At 68.9% G+C, this 21,208-nt stretch carries 22 protein-coding genes; 6 read left to right on the forward strand and 16 right to left on the reverse strand.

What is annotated here, in order from left to right:
- The first annotated feature begins 90 nt into the window (after positions 1–90).
- Entirely contained in the window at positions 91–1,185 is a 1,095-nt protein-coding gene (locus P3F85_RS13315) for a fatty acid desaturase (protein WP_374008201.1), read from the forward strand.
- A gap of 57 nt (positions 1,186–1,242) precedes the next feature.
- Here the strand turns inward: P3F85_RS13315 and P3F85_RS13320 are convergent, their stop codons facing one another.
- Positions 1,243–1,455, reverse strand: a complete 213-nt coding sequence (locus P3F85_RS13320) for a three-helix bundle dimerization domain-containing protein (protein ID WP_374008203.1) — start codon at positions 1,453–1,455, stop codon at positions 1,243–1,245.
- 230 nt (positions 1,456–1,685) lie between these two features.
- On the opposite strand from P3F85_RS13320, the gene P3F85_RS13325 reads away from it, so the two are divergent.
- On the forward strand, positions 1,686–2,141 hold the full coding sequence (locus tag P3F85_RS13325; protein ID WP_374008206.1) for a hypothetical protein: 456 nt from the start codon (positions 1,686–1,688) through the stop codon (positions 2,139–2,141).
- 86 nt (positions 2,142–2,227) lie between these two features.
- Positions 2,228–2,638 carry a hypothetical protein gene (locus P3F85_RS13330; protein ID WP_374008208.1) on the forward strand — a complete coding sequence of 137 codons (411 nt, stop codon included), beginning with the start codon at positions 2,228–2,230 and terminating at the stop codon, positions 2,636–2,638.
- A gap of 17 nt (positions 2,639–2,655) precedes the next feature.
- Here the strand turns inward: P3F85_RS13330 and P3F85_RS13335 are convergent, their stop codons facing one another.
- Positions 2,656–4,575 (reverse strand): Na+/H+ antiporter NhaA, encoded by a 1,920-nt coding sequence (locus tag P3F85_RS13335; protein WP_374008210.1) that lies wholly within the window; start codon positions 4,573–4,575, stop codon positions 2,656–2,658.
- A 177-nt stretch (positions 4,576–4,752) separates the two neighbouring features.
- Between P3F85_RS13335 and P3F85_RS13340 the strand changes: the two genes are divergently transcribed.
- Complete coding sequence (locus tag P3F85_RS13340) at positions 4,753–5,178, forward strand: hypothetical protein (RefSeq protein ID WP_374008212.1); 426 nt, start codon at positions 4,753–4,755, stop codon at positions 5,176–5,178.
- A gap of 9 nt (positions 5,179–5,187) precedes the next feature.
- Here P3F85_RS13340 and P3F85_RS13345 read toward each other — a convergent pair whose 3' ends face one another.
- The 3 genes from P3F85_RS13345 to P3F85_RS13355 are packed head-to-tail and all read right to left on the reverse strand — an operon-like array spanning position 5,188 to position 8,488.
- Positions 5,188–5,466, reverse strand: coding sequence for a DUF2277 domain-containing protein (locus tag P3F85_RS13345; protein ID WP_374008214.1), 279 nt, complete (start codon positions 5,464–5,466; stop codon positions 5,188–5,190).
- Between the two features lie 32 nt (positions 5,467–5,498).
- Positions 5,499–6,905: a Re/Si-specific NAD(P)(+) transhydrogenase subunit beta gene (gene pntB / locus P3F85_RS13350; protein ID WP_374008216.1), complete on the reverse strand. Its 1,407-nt coding sequence runs from the start codon at positions 6,903–6,905 to the stop codon at positions 5,499–5,501.
- Positions 6,902–8,488, reverse strand: a complete 1,587-nt coding sequence (locus P3F85_RS13355) for a Re/Si-specific NAD(P)(+) transhydrogenase subunit alpha (RefSeq protein WP_374008218.1) — start codon at positions 8,486–8,488, stop codon at positions 6,902–6,904. The genes pntB and P3F85_RS13355 overlap by 4 nt, the downstream gene beginning before the upstream one ends.
- Before the next feature lie 97 nt (positions 8,489–8,585).
- Between P3F85_RS13355 and P3F85_RS13360 the strand changes: the two genes are divergently transcribed.
- Positions 8,586–9,254 (forward strand): GAP family protein, encoded by a 669-nt coding sequence (locus tag P3F85_RS13360; protein WP_374008220.1) that lies wholly within the window; start codon positions 8,586–8,588, stop codon positions 9,252–9,254.
- 15 nt (positions 9,255–9,269) lie between these two features.
- On the opposite strand, the gene P3F85_RS13365 is transcribed toward P3F85_RS13360, so the two are convergent.
- The 9 genes from P3F85_RS13365 to P3F85_RS13405 form a co-directional block, all read right to left on the reverse strand.
- Positions 9,270–9,890, reverse strand: coding sequence for an alkylhydroperoxidase domain protein (locus tag P3F85_RS13365; RefSeq protein ID WP_374008222.1), 621 nt, complete (start codon positions 9,888–9,890; stop codon positions 9,270–9,272).
- Entirely contained in the window at positions 9,887–10,474 is a 588-nt protein-coding gene (locus P3F85_RS13370; protein WP_374008224.1) for a CMD domain protein, read from the reverse strand. Before P3F85_RS13370 ends, P3F85_RS13365 begins: the two co-directional genes overlap by 4 nt.
- A 48-nt stretch (positions 10,475–10,522) precedes the next feature.
- Positions 10,523–11,563, reverse strand: a complete 1,041-nt coding sequence (locus tag P3F85_RS13375) for a putative FMN-dependent luciferase-like monooxygenase (RefSeq protein ID WP_374008226.1) — start codon at positions 11,561–11,563, stop codon at positions 10,523–10,525.
- Positions 11,560–12,288 carry an ABC transporter ATP-binding protein gene (locus P3F85_RS13380; protein ID WP_374008228.1) on the reverse strand — a complete coding sequence of 243 codons (729 nt, stop codon included), beginning with the start codon at positions 12,286–12,288 and terminating at the stop codon, positions 11,560–11,562. Before P3F85_RS13380 ends, P3F85_RS13375 begins: the two co-directional genes overlap by 4 nt.
- The gene (locus tag P3F85_RS13385; protein WP_374008230.1) at positions 12,285–13,142 is read right to left on the reverse strand and encodes an ABC transporter ATP-binding protein; all 858 of its coding nucleotides are present in this window, start codon (positions 13,140–13,142) and stop codon (positions 12,285–12,287) included. Before P3F85_RS13385 ends, P3F85_RS13380 begins: the two co-directional genes overlap by 4 nt.
- Positions 13,139–14,941 carry an ABC transporter permease gene (locus P3F85_RS13390; RefSeq protein ID WP_374008232.1) on the reverse strand — a complete coding sequence of 601 codons (1,803 nt, stop codon included), beginning with the start codon at positions 14,939–14,941 and terminating at the stop codon, positions 13,139–13,141. The genes P3F85_RS13385 and P3F85_RS13390 overlap by 4 nt, the downstream gene beginning before the upstream one ends.
- A 21-nt stretch (positions 14,942–14,962) precedes the next feature.
- The gene (locus P3F85_RS13395) at positions 14,963–16,123 is read right to left on the reverse strand and encodes an ABC transporter substrate-binding protein (protein ID WP_374008234.1); all 1,161 of its coding nucleotides are present in this window, start codon (positions 16,121–16,123) and stop codon (positions 14,963–14,965) included.
- Positions 16,124–16,300: 177 nt separating this feature from the next.
- Complete coding sequence (locus P3F85_RS13400; protein ID WP_374008236.1) at positions 16,301–17,704, reverse strand: MFS transporter; 1,404 nt, start codon at positions 17,702–17,704, stop codon at positions 16,301–16,303.
- 63 nt (positions 17,705–17,767) lie between these two features.
- Positions 17,768–18,079: a DUF4190 domain-containing protein gene (locus P3F85_RS13405; RefSeq protein ID WP_374008238.1), complete on the reverse strand. Its 312-nt coding sequence runs from the start codon at positions 18,077–18,079 to the stop codon at positions 17,768–17,770.
- Positions 18,080–18,401: 322 nt separating this feature from the next.
- On the opposite strand from P3F85_RS13405, the gene P3F85_RS13410 reads away from it, so the two are divergent.
- On the forward strand, positions 18,402–19,241 hold the full coding sequence (locus tag P3F85_RS13410) for an alpha/beta fold hydrolase (RefSeq protein WP_374008240.1): 840 nt from the start codon (positions 18,402–18,404) through the stop codon (positions 19,239–19,241).
- A 443-nt stretch (positions 19,242–19,684) separates the two neighbouring features.
- On the opposite strand, the gene P3F85_RS13415 is transcribed toward P3F85_RS13410, so the two are convergent.
- Complete coding sequence (locus P3F85_RS13415) at positions 19,685–20,743, reverse strand: transporter (RefSeq protein ID WP_374008242.1); 1,059 nt, start codon at positions 20,741–20,743, stop codon at positions 19,685–19,687.
- Positions 20,740–21,105: a cupin domain-containing protein gene (locus P3F85_RS13420; RefSeq protein WP_374008244.1), complete on the reverse strand. Its 366-nt coding sequence runs from the start codon at positions 21,103–21,105 to the stop codon at positions 20,740–20,742. The genes P3F85_RS13415 and P3F85_RS13420 overlap by 4 nt, the downstream gene beginning before the upstream one ends.
- Positions 21,106–21,208: the final 103 nt, after the last annotated feature.

Below are 21,208 nucleotides of genomic sequence, written 5' to 3' on the forward strand. Positions count from 1 at the left end.
CACCCAGAAACCGCGCCTAAGGTTGCGTCATCTAGGGTCAACGCCCCACATCCTCGGCTGGGAAGTCGGAAAGACGACAGCAAGGATTCCATGAGCGCACCCACCCTCGGCCCGGTCGTTCGGACGCGACCGCGCACCGAGAACCGTCCCGCCGTCACCAGCACGTACAACGAGCTGCTCGGGCGCGTCCGCGCCGAAGGCCTCCTGGAGCGCCGGCGCGGCTTCTACATCACGGTGTTCGTGCTGCTCACGGTCGCCCTCGCCGGCGCCGGTGTCGGTTTCGTGCTCCTGGGCGACTCGTGGTTCCAGCTCATCATCGCTGCCGCCCTCGGCCTGATCTTCACCCAGTTCGCGTTCCTCGGCCACGAGGCCTCGCACCGCCAGGTGTTCGCGTCGGGTCCGAGCAACGACCGCGCCGGACGCCTCATCGCCACCTGGCTCGTGGGCATGAGCTACCAGTGGTGGATGACCAAGCACACGCGTCACCACGCCAATCCGAATACGGTCGGCAAAGACCCCGACATCGCGTTCGACACGATCTCCTTCACCGAGGAGGATGCGGCCCGCCAGCGTGGGCTCCTCGCCGCCATCACCCGTCGCCAGGGCTACCTCTTCTTTCCGCTCCTGCTGCTCGAGGGCGTGAACCTGCACATCACATCGGTGCGCTCACTGCTGAGCCGGGGACCCGTGGAGCGCCGCACGAGCGAACTCGTCGCCATCGCGGTCCGTCTCTCGGTCGTCGTCGCCATCGTCTTCCTGATGCTTCCGCTGGGCATGGCGTTCGCCTTCCTGGGCGTCCAGCTCGCCGTCTTCGGCGTCTACATGGGGGCATCCTTCGCCCCGAACCACAAGGGAATGCCGCTGCTGCCGGCCGGCTCCCGCGTCGACTTCCTCAACAAGCAGGTCCTCACGTCGCGCAACATCCGCGGCGGCTGGTCGATGAGCGCCCTGATGGGCGGCCTCAACCACCAGATCGAGCACCACCTGTTCCCGAGCATGGCGCGGCCGCACCTGCGTCGAGCCCGCATCCTGGTCCGGGAGCACTGCGCGACCCACGGCATCCCCTACACGGAGACCGGACTGATCACCTCGTACCGCATCGTGATCCAGTACCTCAACCGCGTGGGACTGGCCGCCCGCGATCCCTTCGACTGCCCGGCAGCTCGGGAGATCCGCCGCGCGTGATCGCGGCCCGGGCGCACCATGCCCGGGCAGCGCGCCGCCGCGGCGTGAGTCCGTGACTCAGCCGGCGGAACCGGCGGCCTTCTTGAGCCGCTTCTTCGCCGACCGCTCGACGAGGATCGCGAGGTAGTCCCTCACCGGCCGACCGGCGAACTCGGCGAACTCGGTCCGGGTCGCATTCTCGATGTCGGCCTTGGGGGTGTCGGGGAATTTCTCCTGCAGACGCTCGACGACCTGCTGGATCGTGTCCTCATCGGAGACTTCTTTCGCCATGAGGTGAGTGTCTCACGGCAAGGTTAACAAACTTGACTGAAATGACCCCCATTAGGGTGTCCTCGTTCTCGCGGACGCGGGCGTAGGTTTTGTGTACCCCGGTCGGTCCCGAAGCCGTACGGGGGCTCGTGCGACGTCGTCGCCGGAGGTCCGCTGTGCGCGGGCGATGTGGGGGTCCGCGGGGCGCCGTTCGTCGTCCCTGCCAAATCCCGAAAGTACCCGAAGCTTTCATGACCGAAAACTATGAGGGACCCGTTGCGGGTCCGCTTCTCGCAGCAATAGAAACAATCCGACCCGGCCAGTGGCTGGCGATCGCGTCACCGCGCATCGCGGAGGGCAGGGCAGCGCTGACAGCAGGCGTCGGCATCGAACGCCTGTCGGCCTCCCTGTTCGCGGCGATGCCCATCAGTACCGAGGCCCGCACCCCGCTGATCGGCTGGCTCGCCGACGCCTCGGAGGACGAGAGTCTGGACGCCTTCTTCACCGTGCAGGGCACCGCACGCGACTCCGAGCGCCGGGAACTCCACATGGGGCGCCTCGTCGACGTACCCGCCGAGACGTGGGAGAACGTGGACACCGTGGTGGCAGTCGATTCTGCGGTGGACTTCGTCTTCTTCGTCTGCGTCGGGGGCGACTCGGAATCCGTAGCCGACCTGTTCGCGCCTTCCCAGGCGCGCGCCGCCTGACACCGCTGGATCGAGCAGGATTCGAGAAGTGGTGGCCGTGGCCTGAACCGTAGAGTGAACCCAGCTCAGCCAGAGAAGGGGACACCATGGCCACCACATTCAGCAAAGAGGAGAAGGCCGCCATCAAGGCCGCCGTCGCCGAGAAGAAAGCCGCCCAGGAGGGCGCGGACGCTGCAGCGGCGTGCGAGGCCGCCATCGCCGCGATGACCGGGACGGATAAGGAACTCGCGGAGGCCTTCCACCGCCTGGTCGGCGAGAACACCTCCCTCAACGCCAAGACCTGGTACGGGATGCCCGCCTACGCGGACGCCGCCGGCAAGACGGTCGTCGCGTTCAAGCCGGGCTCGAAGTTCAAGATCCGCTACGCGACGATCGAGTTCCAGCAGGCGGCAACGCTGGACGACGGCACGATGTGGCCGGTCGGGTTCGCACTGACGGCGCTGGACGCGGCCACCGAGAAGAGGATCGCCGAGCTCCTGCGCGCCGCCGCCGTCTGATAGAGCGGCGTGCCCCGTCAGAACGGGCGCGCGGGGCGGGCGTCCTTGACGCGCGCAGGGCGGGCGTCGTTGGCGCGGGCAGCATCGATCGCCCTCGACAGGGACTCGACGTCGATGTCCCCGTCGTGGCGCTGACCGTTGATGAAGAACGTCGGAGTGCCCGCGGCACCGCTGCGGTCGGCGGAGCTGATGTCCGACTCCACCCGGTCGGCGTACGTCCGGGACTCCAGGTCCTCGAGGAACCGCTCGGGATCGATCCCGACCTGCTCGGCGTACCGCTCGAGATCCGCGATGCCCAGCGGGTTGTCCGGATCGAGCAGGAGGTCGTGCATCGGCCAGAACGCGCCCTGGGCTCCGGCGGCCTCCGCTGCCTCCGCTGCACGCACGGCGTTCGGATGGATGTCGCTCAGCGGCAGGTGCCGCCACACGAGGGCGAGGTCGGGATGCCGGTCCATCAGTTCCTGTGCCGCCGGTTCCGCGCGCCGGCAGTAGCCGCACTCGAAGTCCCCGTACTCGACGACCGTCACCCGTGGGTTCTTCGCACCGCGCACGTGGTCGACGGCGGGATCGACCGGCAGGAGCAGATCGAGGGTCTGGTCCGGTTGACCGACGAGCGCCCGGGTGCGGGCGACCGACGGGATGAACCGGACAGCCTGGAACACCAACCAGGTCAGGACGGAGGACCCGATCACCGAGAAGAAGATGCCGATCTTCGCCTCGGCCAGCTGCGGACCGGTGAGCGCGATGCCGGCGATCAGCAGCGACACCGTGAAGCCCACCCCCGCAGCCGTGCCGCTCCCGAGCACGGAGAGCCACCCCACCTGGGGCCGGATCCTGCCCCCCGACAGCTTCGTCACCAACCACGCCGTTCCCGCGACGGAGACCGGTTTGCCGATCACGTATCCCACGACGATCCCGAGGGTGATGGGGCTGCTGACGGCCCGAGCGAGAAGCTCCGCCGAGATGGCCACCCCGGCGTTCGCCAGCGCGAACACCGGCACGACGACGTAGCTGGTCCACGGGCTGAGCCGGTAGAGGATGCGCTCGTTCTCGGAGAGCGAGTCGGCGAGGCCGACCGCGGCGGACCGCGCTAGTTCGGCGGTCGGCGCCTCCCGGTAGTTCCTCACCAGCCCCGTGGCCCGCTCCAGGTCCGAGCGCAACGGAACGTAGGCGGTGGTGGCCAAGCCGATCGCGAGCCCCGAGACCACCGGGTCGATCCCGCTCAGCAGCAGAGCCAGCCACATCCCGATGCCGAGGAGGACCGCCATCGCCCGGCCGATCGTCCTCCCGACCCTGCGGGCGATGAGGATGCCCACGAACGCGAGCACCGCGAGCATCAGCGGGATGGGTGAGATGGGGCCGCTGTACAACGCGCCGATGATGATGAGCGCGGCCACGTCGTCGACCACGAACGCCGTCAGAAGAAAGGTGCGCGTCCGCTTCGGCGCCCGCCGCGCCAGGAGGGTGAGGATGCCGAGCGCCAACGCGGTGTCCGTCGACATCGCGACGCCCCACGCGCGCGCGGATTCGAGCCCGGTGTTGAAGGCGAGGTAGATCGCCACCGGAACGGCCATCCCGAGAAGCCCGACGGCGAGCGGGAGGATCAACCGCCTCCGGTCGCGCAGGTCGCCGAGGTCGAACTCGCGCCGGGCCTCCAGACCGACCGCGAGGAAGAAGAACGTCATCAGTCCGCTGTTCACCCAGGTGCGCAGATCGTAGGACAGCGTGAGGTCGCCCACCTGGAGCACGAGCCGCTGGCTCCAGAAGGCGTCATACCCGCCGATGTTGGCCCACACCACCGCCACGATCACGGCCGCGACGAGGACGATGGATGCGAGCGCCCCGGCCCGCAGGATGCCGTGGAAGTCGCGCTTCGGCGCGACCATGATGGTGCGATCGGTCGTCTCGGCGACCGGCGTGTCGACCTGTGCCGTCATGGTGCTCACCTCGCTGAGACTCGCTGCCCGGAATGGCGCTCAGGCCCTAGATTGGCGGCAAGACCGAGCGCAGTGCAACACGCCGCACGGCCCGGCGAGTCGGGCCTATCCCGGCAGGGGGGCGGCGGAGCAGAATATCGGCGCAGCAGTCGCTGATTTCGAGGAGGGGAGCGCCTCATGTCCGCATCCGTCACCGCGCCGGGATCGTTGGAGAGCCTTCGCCGGCGTTCCCGCGAGGCCCTGACCGCACTGGCTGTTCAATTCCTGCTCGGCATGGCCGCCAACCTGATCGGCGAGCCGGAGGGCACGTTCGTCGTCGTCGTCGACACGATCATCGTGATCCTGCACATCCTGGTGGCGATCGGTCTGGTCGTCATCGCCGTGCGGGCCCTTCTCGCCGCCCGGGCCGCAGGAGTCGGCCAGCGTCTGGCGTCGTGGGGGCTCGTGGTGATCATCGTCACGTTCCTCGCCGGCGTCGGCACGATGATCACCGGCAACGACTGGGCCTCCTACGTGATGGCCACCGGCTTCCTGGTCGCGGCCGCCCTCTACGGCGGGACGTTCTTCGCGTCCTACCGCCTCTCGGGAGCCCCGCAGGCCTGAGGCGGGCGGTTACGCCGCGGCGTACCGCCCGGAGCGCACGGCGCGGGCCCGCGCCTTCTCCGCCTCCTCCTCGCGGTTCTTCGGCGGGGTCGTGGCGACCAGGTCGTCCAGCAGGTGCTGCGTCAGGTGCGCGATCTCGTGCACGGCGTGGTCGAAGGCCTCCTGATTGGCCTTCGAGGGCTTCGTCGTGCCGGCGATCTTGCGGACGTACTGCAGAGCGGCGGCCTGGACTTCGTCCGACGTGGCGGCGGGCTCGAAATTATGGAGAGTGTGGATGTTCCTGCACATGCCGCGACCCTAGACCCGCCGAGACCACGGGCTCAACCACGGGAGAGCTGGAAGACGATCTCCTCCACCTTCTCCTTCGCGTCCCCGAACAGCATCTGTGCGTTCTCGCGGTAGAACAACGGATTCGGCACCCCCGCATATCCGGACGCCATCGACCGTTTGAAGACGATGACGTCGCGCGCCTCCCACGCCCGCAGCACCGGCATGCCGGCGATGGGGCTTCCCGGGTCCTCCGCGGCGGCCGGGTTCACCGTGTCGTTCGCGCCGATGACGAGGACGACGTCCGTCTCCGCCAAGTCGTCGTTGATCTCATCCATCTCGAGCACGATGTCGTACGGCACCTTCGCCTCGGCGAGCAGCACATTCATGTGCCCCGGGAGCCTGCCGGCGACGGGGTGGATTCCGAACCGAACGTCGATCCCGCGGTCGCGGAGCAGCCGTACCAGGTCGGCGACGCCGTGCTGTGCCTGGGCCACGGCCATTCCGTAGCCCGGGGTGATGACGACCGTCGATGCTCCCGCCAGCAGCTCGGCCGCCGTCTCCGCGTCGGTCTCGCGGTACTCGCCCGTCACGTCGGCGCTGCTCTTCGGCGCCTCGATGCCGAATCCACCCGCGATCACGGAGAGGAAGGACCGGTTCATCGCCTTGCACATGATGTAGCTGAGGTAGGCACCCGACGAGCCCACGAGGGCGCCGGTCACGATGAGGAGGTCGTTGTCGAGGAGGAATCCCGCGGCTGCGGCGGCCCATCCGGAGTAGCTGTTGAGCATCGAGATGACGACCGGCATGTCGCCCCCGCCGATCGAGGCGACCAGATGCCAGCCGAGCGCCAGCGCGACCGCCGTGACGACCGCGAGCAGCCAGAGCTGCGGAGTCACGACGTACCAGACCGTCAAGGCCACGAAGACCACCAGCGCGCCGACGTTCAGGATGTTCTTGCCCGGCAGCATCAGCGGCCGTGAGGAGATTCGGGCCGACAGCTTGAGGAACGCCACGATCGATCCGGTGAACGTCACCGCGCCGATGAAGACACCGACGAACACCTCGGCGTGGTGGATGTCGGCCAGTGCCCCGGTCAGCCCGGTGCTGTAGAGCGCGCCGTTCCAGCCGACCAGGACGGCGGCAAGACCGACGAAGGAATGCAGGAGCGCGATCAGCTCCGGCATCCCGGTCATCTGGACGATGCGGGCCCGCCAGAGCCCGATCGCACCGCCGAGCACCACCGCGACGACCAGCAGCCCCAGCGCCAGCGGTTCGCCCGACGCACCGGTGAGGACGAGGACGACGGTGGCGACCAGCGCGATGGCCATGCCGACCATGCCGAACACGACGCCGCGGCGACTCGTCTCGTGCCTGCTGAGCCCCGCAAGGCTCAGGATGAACAGGAGGGCCGCGACGATGTAGGCGGCGTCCGCGACCGCACCGGCGATCGGGATCATCGCGGGTCGCCCTTCTGGAACATCGCGAGCATGCGACGGGTGACGGCGAACCCGCCGAAGATGTTGATGCTCGCGAGGAGCACGGCGATCGCGGCCAGGATCTGAACGGTCACGTTCGGAACGACGAACTGGACCATGGCGCCGACCACGATGATCCCGGAGATGGCGTTCGTCACGCTCATCAGCGGGGTGTGGAGGGCGTGGGTGACGTGGCCGATGACGTAGAAGCCGACCACGATCGCGAGGGTCAGCACGAGGAAGTGCTGCGGGAGCGGGGGCGGCGCGAATGCGCACACCAGGAACAGCACCGCGGCGCCCGCCAGCACCTGGGCGGTCCGCCTCGCCGGCGACCCGCCCTTCTTCGCGGCGGCCGGCGACGGGGAGGCGATGGCCGCGGATTCAGCGGGCGGAACGGAGGCGGGCGGCGCCGCCGAGACCTGCACGGGCGGCGGCGGCCACGTGACCACTCCATCCCGGACGACGGTCACCGTGCGCTGTACGACGTCGTCGAAGTCGAGCGTGAGGAGACCCTGCTTCCCCGGCGTGAGGAGCTTCAGCAGATTGAACAGGTTGGTCGCGAACAGCTGGGACGCCTGCTGGGGAAGGCGGCCGGGCAGGTCGGTGTACCCCAGGATGACGACCCCGTTGTCGGTCACGACCCTTTCCCCCGCGACCGAGCCTTCGACGTTCCCGCCCTGGGCCGCGGCCATGTCGACGATCACGCTTCCCCCGCGCATCGACGCGACGTCAGCGGCGGTGAGGAGGCGCGGCGCCGGACGGCCCGGGATGAGCGCCGTCGTGATCACGATGTCCACGTCGGCCGCCTGCTCCGAGTAGATCTCGGCAGCGCGACGGTTGTAGGCATCGCTGGTGGCCTTCGCGTAGCCGTCGGCGGACGCCTGCGTCGTTTCGTCTGGAACGATCACCTTCAGATACTCACCGCCGATGGAGGCGACCTGGTCGGCCACCTCGGGCCGGGGATCCGTGGCGCGGACGATCGCACCCAGGCTGGATGCCGCCCCGATCGCCGCGAGACCCGCAACGCCTGCACCCGCGACGAGCACCTTCGCCGGAGGCACTTTCCCCGCGGCAGTGACCTGGCCGGTGAAGAAGCGACCGAACTCGTTGGCGGCCTCGATGACGGCCCGATAGCCCGAGATGTTGGCCATGGAGCTGAGCACGTCCATCGACTGGGCCCGCGAGATCCGCGGCACCGCATCCAGCGCGATAGCCGTGATGTGCCGCGTGGCGAGCGCCTCCAGCAGGTCCGGCCGCAGAGCGGGGCTCAGCGTGGAGATGAGGGTGCCCCCGTCGGCGAGCGCGTCGATCTCGGCCGCCGTCGGCGGATTCACCTTCAGCACGATCGCCGCACCCCATGCCGTGAGGTGGTCGACCACGGTTGCGCCCGCGGCGGCGTACGCGGCATCCGGGAAGGAGGAGGCCGATCCGGCACCCGTCTCGACGACCACGTCGTATCCCAGGGCGATCAGCTTGGGGACGGTGACCGGTGTCGCGGCCACCCGGCTCTCGGCGCCGGCTTCGGCGACCACTCCGATGCGCGCACGCGGCGCGGACTCGCTCATGGGCCCACACTAGAGGCGGCGGACCCGCCCGGGCACGACATTCGCACGAGAGACGCCCTGTCGCCGGGCACCCGGCGCATGGTTTCCTTGCTTCACCATGTGGGACGCACTCGGGCACCTCCTCCCCCTCGCAGTCGCGGGGGCGATCAGCTCGGTCACGATCACCGCAGCGATCATCATCCTGCTGTCACCGAATCAGCGGCGCTCCTCCATCCCGTTCCTCCTCGGCCTCGTGGTCGGTATCGGGACCGTCACCTTCGTCTTCGCCCTGTTCGCGCGCACCCTGCCGCTCTCGCCGAACCGGACACCCCAGGTCGCGATCGGCATCGTGGAGATCGTGATCGGCATCGCGCTGGAGGTGCTCGCCGTCGTCGAGTGGCGGCGACGGCCGCGCACCCCCTCCGCCGCCGAGCCGCGATGGCTCCGCACGGTCGGGGCGCTGGGGCCGTGGTCGTCGCTCGCACTCGGGTTCGGGCTTGCCGTGCGGCCGAAGGCGATACTGCTGAGCATCGCCGCCGGGCTCGCCATCAGCGGGGCGACGCTGACCGGATGGCAGTTCGCCGTCTCACTCGCCGTCTACACCCTGATCAGCACGTCGACCGTGATCGCGCTCGTGGTGGTGGCCCTGTCGTCGAGCAAGCGCACCCGCCCCTGGCTCGAATCGACCCGGACGTGGATCGCGGGCAACGGCTCGCTGATCACCGTGGTCGTGCTCGCGATCGTCGGCGTCTTCGTGCTCGGCAACGGCCTCATCCGCATGGGGTGAGCGCTGCTGCCGCCGCTACTCCTTCGGTGGTGTCGGCTCCCCGAGCGAGAGCATGAGCCGGTTCGCCCAGTTGAAGAAGGCTGCGCCGTTGATGGCGTCGATGATCGCCAGATCGTCGAGACCCGCCTCCCGGAGCGCGCGAACGCGCTCGGGCCCGAACGCGTTCGGGATCTCGGTGAGAGCGACGGAGGCGTCGATCACCGCCCGCCACTGCGGATCGTCCTGCGGGGCGGACGTCCCGTCGTCGAGGAGGCGCTGCACATCCTCCCGGCGCTTGGAGTGGTGGCTGGCGAAGCGGGCGTGCACCGACGCGCAGAAGATGCAGCCGTTGGTACGGGATGCGCTGGCCGCCGACAGCTCGCGCAGCGCGCGCGTCAGTCCGCCCTTCTCGTTGTAGAAGATGTCGTTGTCCGTGCGGGTGCGGGCGCCGAGGATGTCGGGGTCGCGCACGAGCAACCGGAAGTAGGGGCTGTTCGCGCGTCCCTTGTCGACGAGGCCGTCGTAGTGCCGCTCGGTCAGCTCCTCCAGCGGCAGGGGCTCGAGCCACGCCTCCCAGCCGAGCTCGGCCTGGGTGAAGGCGTTCGGCGCCTCGAACGTGTGACGGATGACCTGCTCGCCGACGATCTGGTCGCTCATGCGAGTTCTCCCTTCAGAACGGTGAGCCCCGCGACGACACGGAGCTGGAAGCTGAGGAACGCCACGAGCTGCGAGAGCGTGACGATGCCGGTGGTGGACCATCCGGCGTCGAGCAGGACCTGCAGGGCGTCGGCCGACGAGTCCCGCGGCCGGTAGACGAGGAGGTGCACGTGGGCGAGCGCGGCGGCGAGCCGGGGACCGACGGCGGCGGCGAGCGCCGCATCCGGCTCCCAGAGCGGGCCCGCGACGTTTTCGGCGGTCAGCGGGCCGGCGGGGTAGTCGCCGTACGGTCCGGAGGTGATGGCTGCCGGTAGGGCGGCGTCGAGCGCCGCGAGGGCGGCCGGGTCTTCGGCCGCGAGCAGATCGCGGTAGAAGGATGCGGTGGGCGACGCCGAGAGGGCGACCGTCCAGTATGCGAGGGCCAGGCGTTCGCGCTGGCTGACCTCATCCACCTCGTCCGTGCGGAAGAGCGCGTCGAAGCTGGCCTGGGCGTTCGCGCGGGCGCTGGGGCGCTGGGCGCGCAGGCCGTCGAGCGGGTCGCCGGGGGCGATTCCCACCAGCCGGTCGATGACGTCGGTCGTCATGGCTTCCTTTCCAAGGGGTTCAGGATGTGCGGGTTCAGGTCGTGCGGGTCATACGGCGACCGTCGCGGCCGACGCGGGCGACCAGTCGAGCAGGCGGGGGGCGACGTCGGTGGCGAGCAGCTCCAGCGAGCGCAGGACCGTCTCGTGCGGCGGGTCGATCGGGTGCGGCTGGAAGGCCACGTCCGTCGCCCGGGAGAGCACGGTGTCCCGCTCCAGCGTCGAGAGCACCTGCTCCGGCGTCCCGATGTGGATGTCGAGCCAGGCCAGCAGCTCGGCGTCGCCGACCGTGGCCGGGATGTCGACTCCCTGGGCGTCCGCGAAGGAGCGCCCGCGATCGATGCCGCGCCGGATCCAGCGCTCCGCTTCGGCCTCCGAATCGACGACGAGCAGGGAGCGGGAGGCGAGGATGCGCGGCTCGGTGCCTGCGGGCAGTGCGCCCAGGTAGGCGTCGACGACCGCCTCCTGCAGTTGCGGCGAGGTGGGCGCATCCCACGTCCGCCTGGGCTGCGTGCGGGACAGCATGAGACCGTTGCCGCGGCGGCCGATGCGGGCGGCGCCCTCGGCTGAGAACGTCGCCTCCCAGATCCGGCCGAGCAGCGACGGGGCGGCCGGGTACAGCGTCCCGCCGTCCGCGGTCAGGGTGTCTCCGCGCAGCGCACCGACCAGCGTCTCCCGGTGCCGATCGTAGATCGCTGCGCGGTCGGCCGGGTCGTGGCCGAACGGGGGGAACGACGACGGCGTGCCGCCCGACCCGATGCCGAGTTCGAGCCGGCCGTCCGAGAGCAGCTGCAGCACCGCGGCATCCTCGGCCACCCGCAGCGGCGCTTCGAGCGGGAGCGTCACGATGCCGGTGGCGAGATGGATGCGCGACGTGCGCGCCGCCGCCTGGGCCAGCAGCACGAACGGGGACGGCAGGCCGCCTTCGTCCTCATGGAAGTGGTGCTGGGCGACCCAGACCGAGTCGAGCCCGAGCTCCTCCGCCCGGACGAACTGGTCGAGGGCGTTGCGGTAGCGCTGCAGCGCCGTGCCGTCGTCGAGGAGCCGGGTGAAGAATCCCAGGCGGATGCGTTCGTTTCCGGATGTCGTCACTCTCGTGGAGCCTTTCCGAGGTAGGCCTCTTGGATCTGCGGGTTGTCGAGCAGTTCGCGCGCTGTGCCCTCGAGCACGATCGCGCCGGTCGCGAGCACGTAGCCGCGGGAGGCGATGGAGAGCGCCAGCTCGGCCTGCTGCTCGACGAACAGTACGGCGACACCGAGCTCCCGGTTGATCCGGACGATCTCGTCCAGCACCTGGTCGACCAGTTTCGGGGACAGGCCCATGGTCGGCTCATCCATGCAGATGAGCTTCGGACGGCTCATGAGGGCGCGCGCGAAGGCGAGCATCTGCTGCTCCCCGCCGGACAGCGTCCCGGCCTGCTGACGCCGTCGCTCGCCCAAGCGCGGGAAGTGCGTGCGCATCCGCTCCAGGTCCTCGGCGATGCCGGCCTTGTCGCGGCGCGTGTAGGCGCCCGCGATGAGGTTCTCGTCGACCGTCATCTCGGGGAAGACACGTCTCGCCTCGGGCACGGACGCGATCCCCGCGCGGATGCGCCGCCGCGTCGGCGCCTGCGTGATGTCTTCGTCCGCGAATCGCACGGTGCCGGTCTTGGGCCTGACGAGCCCGAGGATGGTCTTCATCGTGGTGGACTTGCCGCTCGCGTTGCCGCCGAGCAGCGACACGATCTCGCCCTCCCCGACGGTCAGGGTGTTGCCGCGGAGCGCGTGGAACGGCCCGTAGTAGACGTTCACGTCGTCCAGGGCCAGGAGCTCGGTCACAGCAGGTCCACCCCTCCCAGCCCACGCCGCCGGCCGAGGTATGCCTCGACCACGGCAGGATCCGTGCGGACCTCGTCCGGCCGGCCCTCCGCGATGATGCGCCCGCCGTCCATCACGATCACTCGGTCCGAGACGGACATCACGAGGTCGAGCTTGTGCTCCACCAGCAGGATGGACTGCCCGGCCGCCTTGAGCTCCAGCAGCTGCTCGAGCACCTCGGCCGTCTCGGACTGGTTCATTCCGGCCGTCGGCTCGTCGAGCACGAGCAGCTTCGGCTGGAGGGCCAGGGCCCGGGCGATCTCGGTGCGCCGGCGGTTCGCGTAGCTCAGCGAGTAGGCCGGGTCGTCCCGGCGCGGACCGAGTCGGGCCTCGAAGCGGTCGATCTCCGCCGCGACCACCGCGTCGATCCGCTGCTGCTCGCGCCGCGAGGCCGGGGTTCCGACGATCGCGATGTACAGCTCGGCCAGCAGCGGGATCCACCGCAGCAGGAAGACGTTCGAGAAGCGGCGGAACGGTCGGTTCGCGCTCAGGGTCGAATGCAGCCCGACCTCGATGTTGTCGGCGACCGAGAGCGTCGCGAACACCCGTCCGTTCTGGAAGGTGCGCGCGATGCCGTGCTCGGCGATGCGCGCACTGTCGGCGCGGTCGATGCGCTCTCCCTCCAGCGTGATCGCGCCGCCGTTCGGCCGGATCGCGCCAGTCACGAGGTTGAGCGTCGTCGTCTTGCCCGACCCGTTGGGGCCGATGATCGACACCACCTCGCCGCGCGAGACCGTGAACGAGATCTTGTCGACGGCTCTGAGCCCCTCGAAGTGACGCTCCAGGTCGTGAACATCCAGCAGCAGTTCGGTCATGAGTTCCTCACCAGGATTCCGCCCGGCCGGAAGCGCACCACCAGGATGAGCACCAGGCCGTACACGATGATCCGCAGTTCCGGTGTGAACCGCAGCAGTTCCATCGCGCCGATCAGGATGATCGCGCCGATCACCGCGCCGTACGGCAGGCTCACGCCGCCCATGATCACGATCGTGACCACCAGCAGCGACATCAGCATCGTGAAAATCGTGGGATCGATGTAGGTGTACTGGTGCGCCAGCAGCGAGCCGCCGATCCCGGCGAAGAAGCCGGAGACCGCGAAGGCCAGCGCCTTATAGTTGCGGCCGCGCACGCCGGAGGAGAGCGCGGCCACCTCGTCCGAGCCGACCGACGAGATCACCTTGCCGAGGTGGGACGAACGCAGTCGCCACATCACCAGCAGGGTCACGGCCAGCACGCCGAAGTCGATCAGGTAGTACGCCTGCGGACTGTTCAGCGGCGTCCCGAACCACTCGGGGACGGGGATGTTGTAGAGCCCTTGCGGCAGCACGAGCTGGATCACGGCGACGATCGCGATACCGAGACCGAGGGTTGCGATGGAGATGTAGTGGCCCTTCACGCCCCAGATCGGCGACGCCAGGATCGACGCGACGACGGCCGCGGCGATGCCGGCGAGCGGCAGCGCGACCCAGAACGGCAGATGCAGGTACAGCGTCAGCAGCGCAGAAGCGTAGGCGCCGATGGCGATCGGCCCGGCCTGGCCCAGCGCGAGCACACCCGCCTGGCCGGCCGTCACGGTGAACCCGGCCGCGATGATCGCGTAGATGATCACCTGCGTGCCGGTGGTGAGGATGTAGTCGTTGGCGACCAGGGGCACCAGCACCCCAGCGACCACGAACGCGGCGAGCCACACCCAGCGCGGGATGCGGATCGGGCGCCCCTTGCCGAGGAACGTGCCCGTCAGCGGCTCCGTGGACATCAGCGGCACTTTGCCGAGCAGGCCGCCGGGACGCACGATCAGCACCACGATCAGGATGACGAACACGATGATCTCGCGCGCCGTGTCGCCGAAGAAGTGGATGCCGAACGCCTCCAGGATGCCGAGGACGAACCCGCCGATCACCGCGCCGACAAGGCTCCCGAGGCCGCCCAAGGTCGCCGCGACGAACGCCGTGAGGCCGACGTCGAGTCCGGAGTTCGGGTTCGCTACACCGACGTAGAGGGCGATGAACACGCCCGCGAGCCCGCCGAGCGCCGACGCGATGACGAACGACACGTGCTGCACCTGGCCGACCGGAATCCCCATCTGGAGCGCGGCCTCCTGGTCCTGCGCCGTCGCCCGGATGGCGCGCCCCACCTTCCCGTACTTGAGGAACAGCGTCATGACGACCATGATCACCGCGGTCGTGCCGAGCATCACCAGATCGGACGTGCCGAACCGCATGTTGCCGATGTGCAGGTTCGAGGTCGGCAGCACGTCGGGGAAGACCCGGAACTGCGCGGTGAAGGCGATCTGGGAGGCGTTGTCGAGGATCAGCGAGATCGCGTAGGTCGAGAGCATGGCCGCCAGCGGCAGGAACTTCGCGAGCGGGCGCACCACCGTGACGTTGATGAGCAACCCGATCGCGCCGCAGACGACCAGCACGGCGACCAGGGCCAGCCAGAACGGCAGCCCGAGCTTGACGACGAAGAACCAGGACAGCATCGCCCCGAGCCCGAAGAACGAGAACTGGGCGAAATTGACGACGTTCATGACGCCGAAGACGAGGGAGATGCCGACCGCTCCGAGGGCGTAGACGTTCCCTCGGAGCAGGCCGGCAATCAGTGTGTCGAGCATGATGTGCGTGTCAGCGGCAGGTCAGCCGGTGTACGCGACCCACTTCCCGTCCTTCAGGATGCTCGGCGTGAGCTGGGGCGAGGCCACCCGGCGCGTGCTCTGGTCGAAGGTGATCTTCCCGTAGACGACGCTCGGGACATCCTTGACCTTCGTGAACCCCGCGAGGATGCCCTCGCGGCTGGTGCCGCCGATCTTCGCCGCGGCGACCGCGACGTTGAGCGCGTCATAGGCGCCCGCCTCGAAGCCAGTGACCTCTTCCTCCTGCGGGTACTTCTTCTTGAACGCCTTGACGAAGCTCTGCACCTCGGGCGCGGGGTTGGAGGAGAGGAATTCGGCGCCGTTGATCGCGCCCTCCGCATCCTTCGTCCCGTCGAAGGACTGCTCGTCCTGGCCGCCGTAGAAGGTTCCGTCGAACCCGATGGCACGCAGCTGCGTGACGAGCTTGGCGGCGTCCGGCCCGTAGCCGATGTGCACGAAAGCCTCCGGCTTGTCGGCGACGGCCTTGGTCAGCGACGGGCGGTAGTCGTCGGACGTGTCGAGCACGCCCTCGGCGTCGGTGATCTTCAGGCCGACCTTCTTCGCCTCCGCCTTGAAGGCGTTGAACGCGGGGATGCCCCAGTCGGCGGTGTTGAGGTAACTGACGCCGACCGAGTCGATGCCCTGCTTCTTGATGTAGTCGGCGGTCCAGGTGTAGGTCGCGCTGGTGGTGATGGAGGTCGACCACTGGTACTGCGTGCCCTTGGCCGTGAAGTCCGGGTTGGAGTTGTTGAAGCCGTACTGCAGCAGCTTGCCCGCCGTGTAGATCGGCGAGGCGGGGATGGACGCAGCGGACGAGTAGTCGCCGAACACCAGGCTGACGCTGTCGTCACCGACGAACTTCTGCGCGACGGCGACCGACTGCTTCGGGTCGGACTGCGAGTCCTCGTACTTCAGCGCGACGGGGTGGCCGTTGATGCCGCCTTTCGCGTTGACCTGCTCGACCGCCAGGTCGAATGCTTCCTTGAACTGCTCGCCGTACTGCGCGTACTGGCCTGTCGTCGCGGCGGAGACACCGAAGTACACGGTGCTCTTGGCGGACGATTCGCTGGAGGAGGCTGCGGAACCGCTGGCGCACGCGGCGAGGCCGACAGCCGTGAGGGTCGCGACGGAGACGACGGCGGCGCTCCGGAGAAGTCTCTTCATGGGTGGTCCTTCACATCGGGCGGAACGGATCGGTGGAGGGTGCATCGCCGACGGTAGGACCGGGCGTCATCGACCGCACCCTCCACCGTCACATTCGGTAGCGATGCTCAACACACGTCATAAAAGTTGCGAGCACGACGCGATCGCGTTCGCTCCTGCCGCGAGCGCCCGCCGGGGTCAGGACCGGGCGATGGCTCGCGCGCCGGCGTCGCGCGGGAGGCGGAACGATCCGACCAGCGGGAGGAGGAGCAGCGCGCCGGCGAGGAGGAACGCCCAGTGGTATCCGGGCAGGGGGGAGCCGGTCGCTCCTTCGGCGACGGCGGTGGACGCCCGCACGAAGACGGCTGCGGCGGCGAGGCCCAGCGCGACCGCGACCTGCTGCAGCGCGGACGCGAGCGTGTTCGCGTTGGTCGTCTCCTCCGGCCCCACATCGGCGAACTGCAGCGTGTTGTAGGCGCTGAACCCGATGGACCGGAACACTCCGCTCACGATCAGCAGCGCGATGATCAGCGGGATGGGCGCCTCCGGGCCGACGGCCACGAACGCCAGCAGCACCAGCATCCCGAGCAGGTTCGACCAGATGAGGACCGTCCGGAACCCGAAGCGCCGGATCAGCGGTGTCGTGAACGGCTTGATCCCGAGATTGCCGACGAAGATCGCGATGACCATCAGGCCCGCGACCGTCGCACTCCAGCCGTAGGCGAGCTGGAACAGCAGTGTGAACAGGAACGGGGCTCCGGTGATGATCATCCGGTACACGCCCCCGCTCAGGTTGCCCGCCCGGAAGCTCGGCCGCCGCAGGACACTCCAGTCGAACAGCGCGTGTTCGCGACCGCGCCCCACGACGATCGCCGCCCACCCGACGCCGAGCGACACGAGGATCGCGGCGGCCCCGGCGATCTGGAGGCGGAGATCACCGGCGCTGAGCCCTTCGGCCCCTGCGGTGAGCAGCACCAGCGCGAGCGCGATCACCAGGTATCCCCGGAGGTCGAACGGAACCCCTCGGCGCGGCTCCGAGCGCGGGATGAGGCGCAGCCCGGCCGCGACCGTCGCGATCCCCAGCGGGATGTTGATCAGGAAGATCCAGCGCCATCCCACGGTGTCGGTGAGGATGCCGCCCAGCGCTGGCGCGATGACGGGCGCGACGAGGGCGGGCCAGGTCAGGTAGGCGATCGCGTCGAGCAGGTCGTGCGGGTCCGTCTCGCTCAGAACCGCCAGCCGGCCGACCGGCACCATCAGAGCGCCGCCGATGCCCTGCAGCACGCGCGCGAGCGTCAGCAGCCCCACGGTCGGCGCGAAGGCGCAGAGGAGGGACGCGATCGTGAACACCGCGATGGCGATCAGGAGCACCGGCCTGATGCCGACGCGCTGGGACAACCACCCGCTCGCGGGGATTCCGGCGGCGACCGCGAGCAGGTAGGCGACCATCGCGACGCTCAGGTCGGCGGGCGCGACCCCGAACTCGCGCGCCATCGTCGGCGCCGCCGTCTGGATGATCGTGCCGTCCAGGTTCTCCATGAAGAACGTCGCAGCGACCAGCAGGGCGAGACCGCGACTGAAGGAGACCACCGTCCGTGTCATCGCCTCCATCCTTGCAGGTGCTGGATCCCCTAGACGTCCTGCCCCCGTAGGCGGTCTGCCGCCCTAGTAGCCGGGGTTCGAGGTCGCTGCGCCGGCGGCGAGCAGGCCGCCGATGACGATGGCGCCGATGATGATGACCCAGGCCAGGAGGATGAGGCCCGAAAGGACGACCCCCGTGATGGCCATGCCCCGACCAGCGGGCTCGCGCCGAAGGCCGATCATTCCCAGGATGAGTCCGATCAGGGGGAGCACGAAGGTGAAACCGAATGCGATCGAGATGAGACCGAGCACCATCGACGCGACGCTCAGACCCTTGGGCGCAGGGGGCGCGATGTGGATTGGGACTGCGTAGCCGGTGGTGGTGTGGTCGGTCATGTGTTGTCTCCTCAGGATGGCGCAGGGCGGACGTGATGGTCGCCCGACCGCGGATAGGTGTTCGGCAGGAAACTATAGAAAATCCTCGAACGCGCTGGCGGCTGAAAATCGCGGTGGTCTCCGTCGGACCCATCGACGACGCCGGGAAGCAGGCGCTGCGGTACGCGGGCTCCTCCCAATAGCGGCCCTATTGCGGACGGAAGGACGGTGGCGATCTCCTCAGTAGGGTTCTCCGGAAATCTTCTCCAGCGGACCCCCGCGCGCCGCGGCATGCGGGGGAAGACCCTCGTAGACAACGGCCACTCAGCGAAGGAGAAAGATCATGGGCACCATCATCGTCGGCGAAGAGAACTCGGCACCGATCGAGGTGTACTACGAAGACCTGGGCTCGGGTCGCCCCGTCGTCCTGCTGGCGGGATGGCCCTTCGACGCGCGGTCCTGGGAGCCGCAACTGCATCCACTGCTCGATGCCGGCTACCGGGTCATCACCCCGGATCGCCGTGGCTTCGGCCGATCGAGCGCCGCGACCACGGGCTTCGACTTCGACACGCTCAGCGACGACGTGGATGTGCTCATGCGCGAGCTCGACCTCAGCGACGTCACGATGGTCGGCTTCTCGCTGGGCACCGGTGAGGTGGCGCGCTACATCGGCCGGCACGGCACCGGGCGCCTGCGCAGCGCGGCCCTGCTCGAGAGCCTCACGCCGAGCTTCGCGAAGAGCGATTCGAACCCCACCGGCGTTGACCAGGCCGGCGTCGACGGCGTCAAGGAGGCCATCCTCGCCGACCGGTTCGCGTGGCTGACCGGGATGATGGACAACTTCCTGAACCTGGACGACTATCAGGGCACGCGCGTCAGCGAGGACACCGTCCGCGAGATGTGGTCCTGGGGTGCCAGCTCGTCGCCCTACGCGACGTGGGCGTGCCCGCAGATGTGGCTCGAAGACTTCCACGCCGACCTGGAACGCTTCGACGTGCCCGGGCTGATCATCCACGGCACGGCGGACCGCATCCTGTCGATCGACGGCCAGGGAGCGCGGGCACACGAAGCCCTGCCCGACGCCCGCTACATCGAGATCGACGGAGGGCCGCACATCAACCCCGTGACCCACACGTCCGAGGTCAACCGGGAGCTGCTGCGGTTCCTCGAAGACCCGGAATGATCATCCGCGCGGCCGCATAGCCCGCACGGGATTGGTCACGGCGTCGTCCGCTCGGCACCACGTGAATGGTTCAGTCGCGATCGGTCTGGTGCGCTCGCGGCGGCCCGTAGGCTCCAGTCCCGCGCCGTCGATCACGGAGCGCGATTACGAGGTAGGTACCCGCGACTGCCCATGCCCACACCGCGGCGAGGAGTGTCAACCACCAGTTGGTTATGCCCCGAAACGCGTAGTCCAGCCCGAGCGCGAGACAGGCCGCGCCGAGGATTCCCCAGAGCACCGCGTGGACAATCCGAGGACGACCGAACCCCGACCGTATCCAGCGAGGAAAGTCGCGCTTGGGCATGTTCCTACTCCCGGCCGTGGACATAACAGGTGTCAACAACCTGTCACTCGTACAGACACCCTGGCACCGGAATCGTGACGCCAAGCACCGACAAAACGCGTCATCCACGCGGTTGCACAGCCCGAACGGGATTGGTCACGGCGTCGTCGGCTCGGCGCAGCGTCTGCTCGGCCCGTCGAGCTCCGCGCCGCACGCTCGTCACGAGGACCAGCGAGCGAACGGCGACCGCGAGGGTGACAGCCGACGAGAGCCCGGCGACGACGACCGCGAGCGGCTGCCAGCCGCTGAATCCGACCAGGTGCAGCCACTGCACCCCATAGGCCGCTGCGGCCGCGACAGGAAACGTGAAGGACCAGAACCCCAGCGTGAAGTGCAGTCGCCGGTAGGCCGGCAGCAGGAACAGCTGCAACAGCAGCATGACCACCAAGATCCCCACGAAGGCGTCGGAGACCGGATCCCGATGAAGCCCGTTCATCGCGAACCAGGCGGTGCCGCCGAGAGCCGGCGGCGCGAGCAGGATGGCGAGCGTGGGAGTGAGCGGGTCGGGAAGCGGCGGGAAGAACGCCAAGCGCGACAGCAAAACGGTCACCAGCACGACCCAGAAGAAGATCCCGACCGCGAAAGCCGCCACGGCGACCTCCGGAGCGTGGAGCCGCGCCGCGACGATGGCGGCGATGAATCCGGCACCGACCGTCGGCAGCAGGTAGGCACCGTGGAACGCCTCGGGGTTGAGCGATCCGCGATGCCAGAACGCCAGTATCCATCCCGCGTACAGCGTTGCGACGACGAACGAGACGGCCGCGAGGACGGCGCCGCCGATCGGCCAGAATGCCGACAGCTCGAGCCCGAGCAGCATGCCGACGAGAGGGACGATGGCGGCGATCGGACCCTGGGCCGGGTGCCGCAACTGGGATGCGAGCGTCTCGCTGCTGCGCGAACCCCGCACGGTGTGCGCGACGATCAGCCAGACCCAGGCGATCGCCGCCACGATCCACAGTGCGACGGGAAGGGCCTCAGACCAGCCGAGGGCAGTCGCGACGGTCGTCCACAGCGTCGCCAGCCCCGCCAGCCCGAAGCCGATGGCCAAGGTGTTCAACGGGATGCGCGGAAGGCTGGTGCGATGCGGCGATCCGGCACCCCTCCGGGCGGCTCTAATCATGGCTCGAGTGTGGCGAGGGGCTTGTCCGTCTCGACGATGTAGGTGGAGAGCATCCGCCCGAGTTCCGGGCCCAGGTCGGTCGCGTTGTGCGGCACACCGGGCGGGATGAGGAAGCCGTCGCCGGTGTTCAGGATCTGGGTGTCACCGTCCTGACGCTCCATCCGCACCCGCCCGGAGAGGATGTAGCCGACCTCCTCGCCGGGATGGTGATGCCAGCCGGAGGACACGTCGACGGGTATCTCCGTGAGGACCTGGACGATCTCCCGGCCGGGGATCGAGGAACCCGCGCGCTGGACCTCCGTCCGCTTGAGCCTGCCCCGGAGTTCGTCGGACGGCGTGCCGTCGGAGGATGCGTCGCTCATCATATGTGCTCCTCGGTTCGGTGATGAGACCGAGTCTGGTGAGCGACTTCCCGGTGCGACGCGGTGGACCGCCGGAGAAGTTTTCCGGTGAACCCTACGGTCG

This window comes from Leifsonia sp. T36S-04, assembly GCF_042465655.1.
Lineage (GTDB): Bacteria > Actinomycetota > Actinomycetes > Actinomycetales > Microbacteriaceae > Leifsonia.

What these genes read in the sequence shown, in the direction of transcription:
- P3F85_RS13315 (WP_374008201.1), top strand. Translation starts at nt 91, where the DNA reads ATGAGCGCACCCACCCTCGGCCCGGTCGTTCGGACGCGACCGCGCACC.
- P3F85_RS13320 (WP_374008203.1), bottom strand. Translation starts at nt 1,455, where the DNA reads ATGGCGAAAGAAGTCTCCGATGAGGACACGATCCAGCAGGTCGTCGAG.
- P3F85_RS13325 (WP_374008206.1), top strand. Translation starts at nt 1,686, where the DNA reads ATGACCGAAAACTATGAGGGACCCGTTGCGGGTCCGCTTCTCGCAGCA.
- P3F85_RS13330 (WP_374008208.1), top strand. Translation starts at nt 2,228, where the DNA reads ATGGCCACCACATTCAGCAAAGAGGAGAAGGCCGCCATCAAGGCCGCC.
- P3F85_RS13335 (WP_374008210.1), bottom strand. Translation starts at nt 4,575, where the DNA reads ATGACGGCACAGGTCGACACGCCGGTCGCCGAGACGACCGATCGCACC.
- P3F85_RS13340 (WP_374008212.1), top strand. Translation starts at nt 4,753, where the DNA reads ATGTCCGCATCCGTCACCGCGCCGGGATCGTTGGAGAGCCTTCGCCGG.
- P3F85_RS13345 (WP_374008214.1), bottom strand. Translation starts at nt 5,466, where the DNA reads ATGTGCAGGAACATCCACACTCTCCATAATTTCGAGCCCGCCGCCACG.
- pntB (WP_374008216.1), bottom strand. Translation starts at nt 6,905, where the DNA reads ATGATCCCGATCGCCGGTGCGGTCGCGGACGCCGCCTACATCGTCGCG.
- P3F85_RS13355 (WP_374008218.1), bottom strand. Translation starts at nt 8,488, where the DNA reads ATGAGCGAGTCCGCGCCGCGTGCGCGCATCGGAGTGGTCGCCGAAGCC.
- P3F85_RS13360 (WP_374008220.1), top strand. Translation starts at nt 8,586, where the DNA reads ATGTGGGACGCACTCGGGCACCTCCTCCCCCTCGCAGTCGCGGGGGCG.
- P3F85_RS13365 (WP_374008222.1), bottom strand. Translation starts at nt 9,890, where the DNA reads ATGAGCGACCAGATCGTCGGCGAGCAGGTCATCCGTCACACGTTCGAG.
- P3F85_RS13370 (WP_374008224.1), bottom strand. Translation starts at nt 10,474, where the DNA reads ATGACGACCGACGTCATCGACCGGCTGGTGGGAATCGCCCCCGGCGAC.
- P3F85_RS13385 (WP_374008230.1), bottom strand. Translation starts at nt 13,142, where the DNA reads ATGACCGAACTGCTGCTGGATGTTCACGACCTGGAGCGTCACTTCGAG.
- P3F85_RS13390 (WP_374008232.1), bottom strand. Translation starts at nt 14,941, where the DNA reads ATGCTCGACACACTGATTGCCGGCCTGCTCCGAGGGAACGTCTACGCC.
- P3F85_RS13395 (WP_374008234.1), bottom strand. Translation starts at nt 16,123, where the DNA reads ATGAAGAGACTTCTCCGGAGCGCCGCCGTCGTCTCCGTCGCGACCCTC.
- P3F85_RS13400 (WP_374008236.1), bottom strand. Translation starts at nt 17,704, where the DNA reads ATGACACGGACGGTGGTCTCCTTCAGTCGCGGTCTCGCCCTGCTGGTC.
- P3F85_RS13405 (WP_374008238.1), bottom strand. Translation starts at nt 18,079, where the DNA reads ATGACCGACCACACCACCACCGGCTACGCAGTCCCAATCCACATCGCG.
- P3F85_RS13410 (WP_374008240.1), top strand. Translation starts at nt 18,402, where the DNA reads ATGGGCACCATCATCGTCGGCGAAGAGAACTCGGCACCGATCGAGGTG.
- P3F85_RS13415 (WP_374008242.1), bottom strand. Translation starts at nt 20,743, where the DNA reads ATGATTAGAGCCGCCCGGAGGGGTGCCGGATCGCCGCATCGCACCAGC.
- P3F85_RS13420 (WP_374008244.1), bottom strand. Translation starts at nt 21,105, where the DNA reads ATGAGCGACGCATCCTCCGACGGCACGCCGTCCGACGAACTCCGGGGC.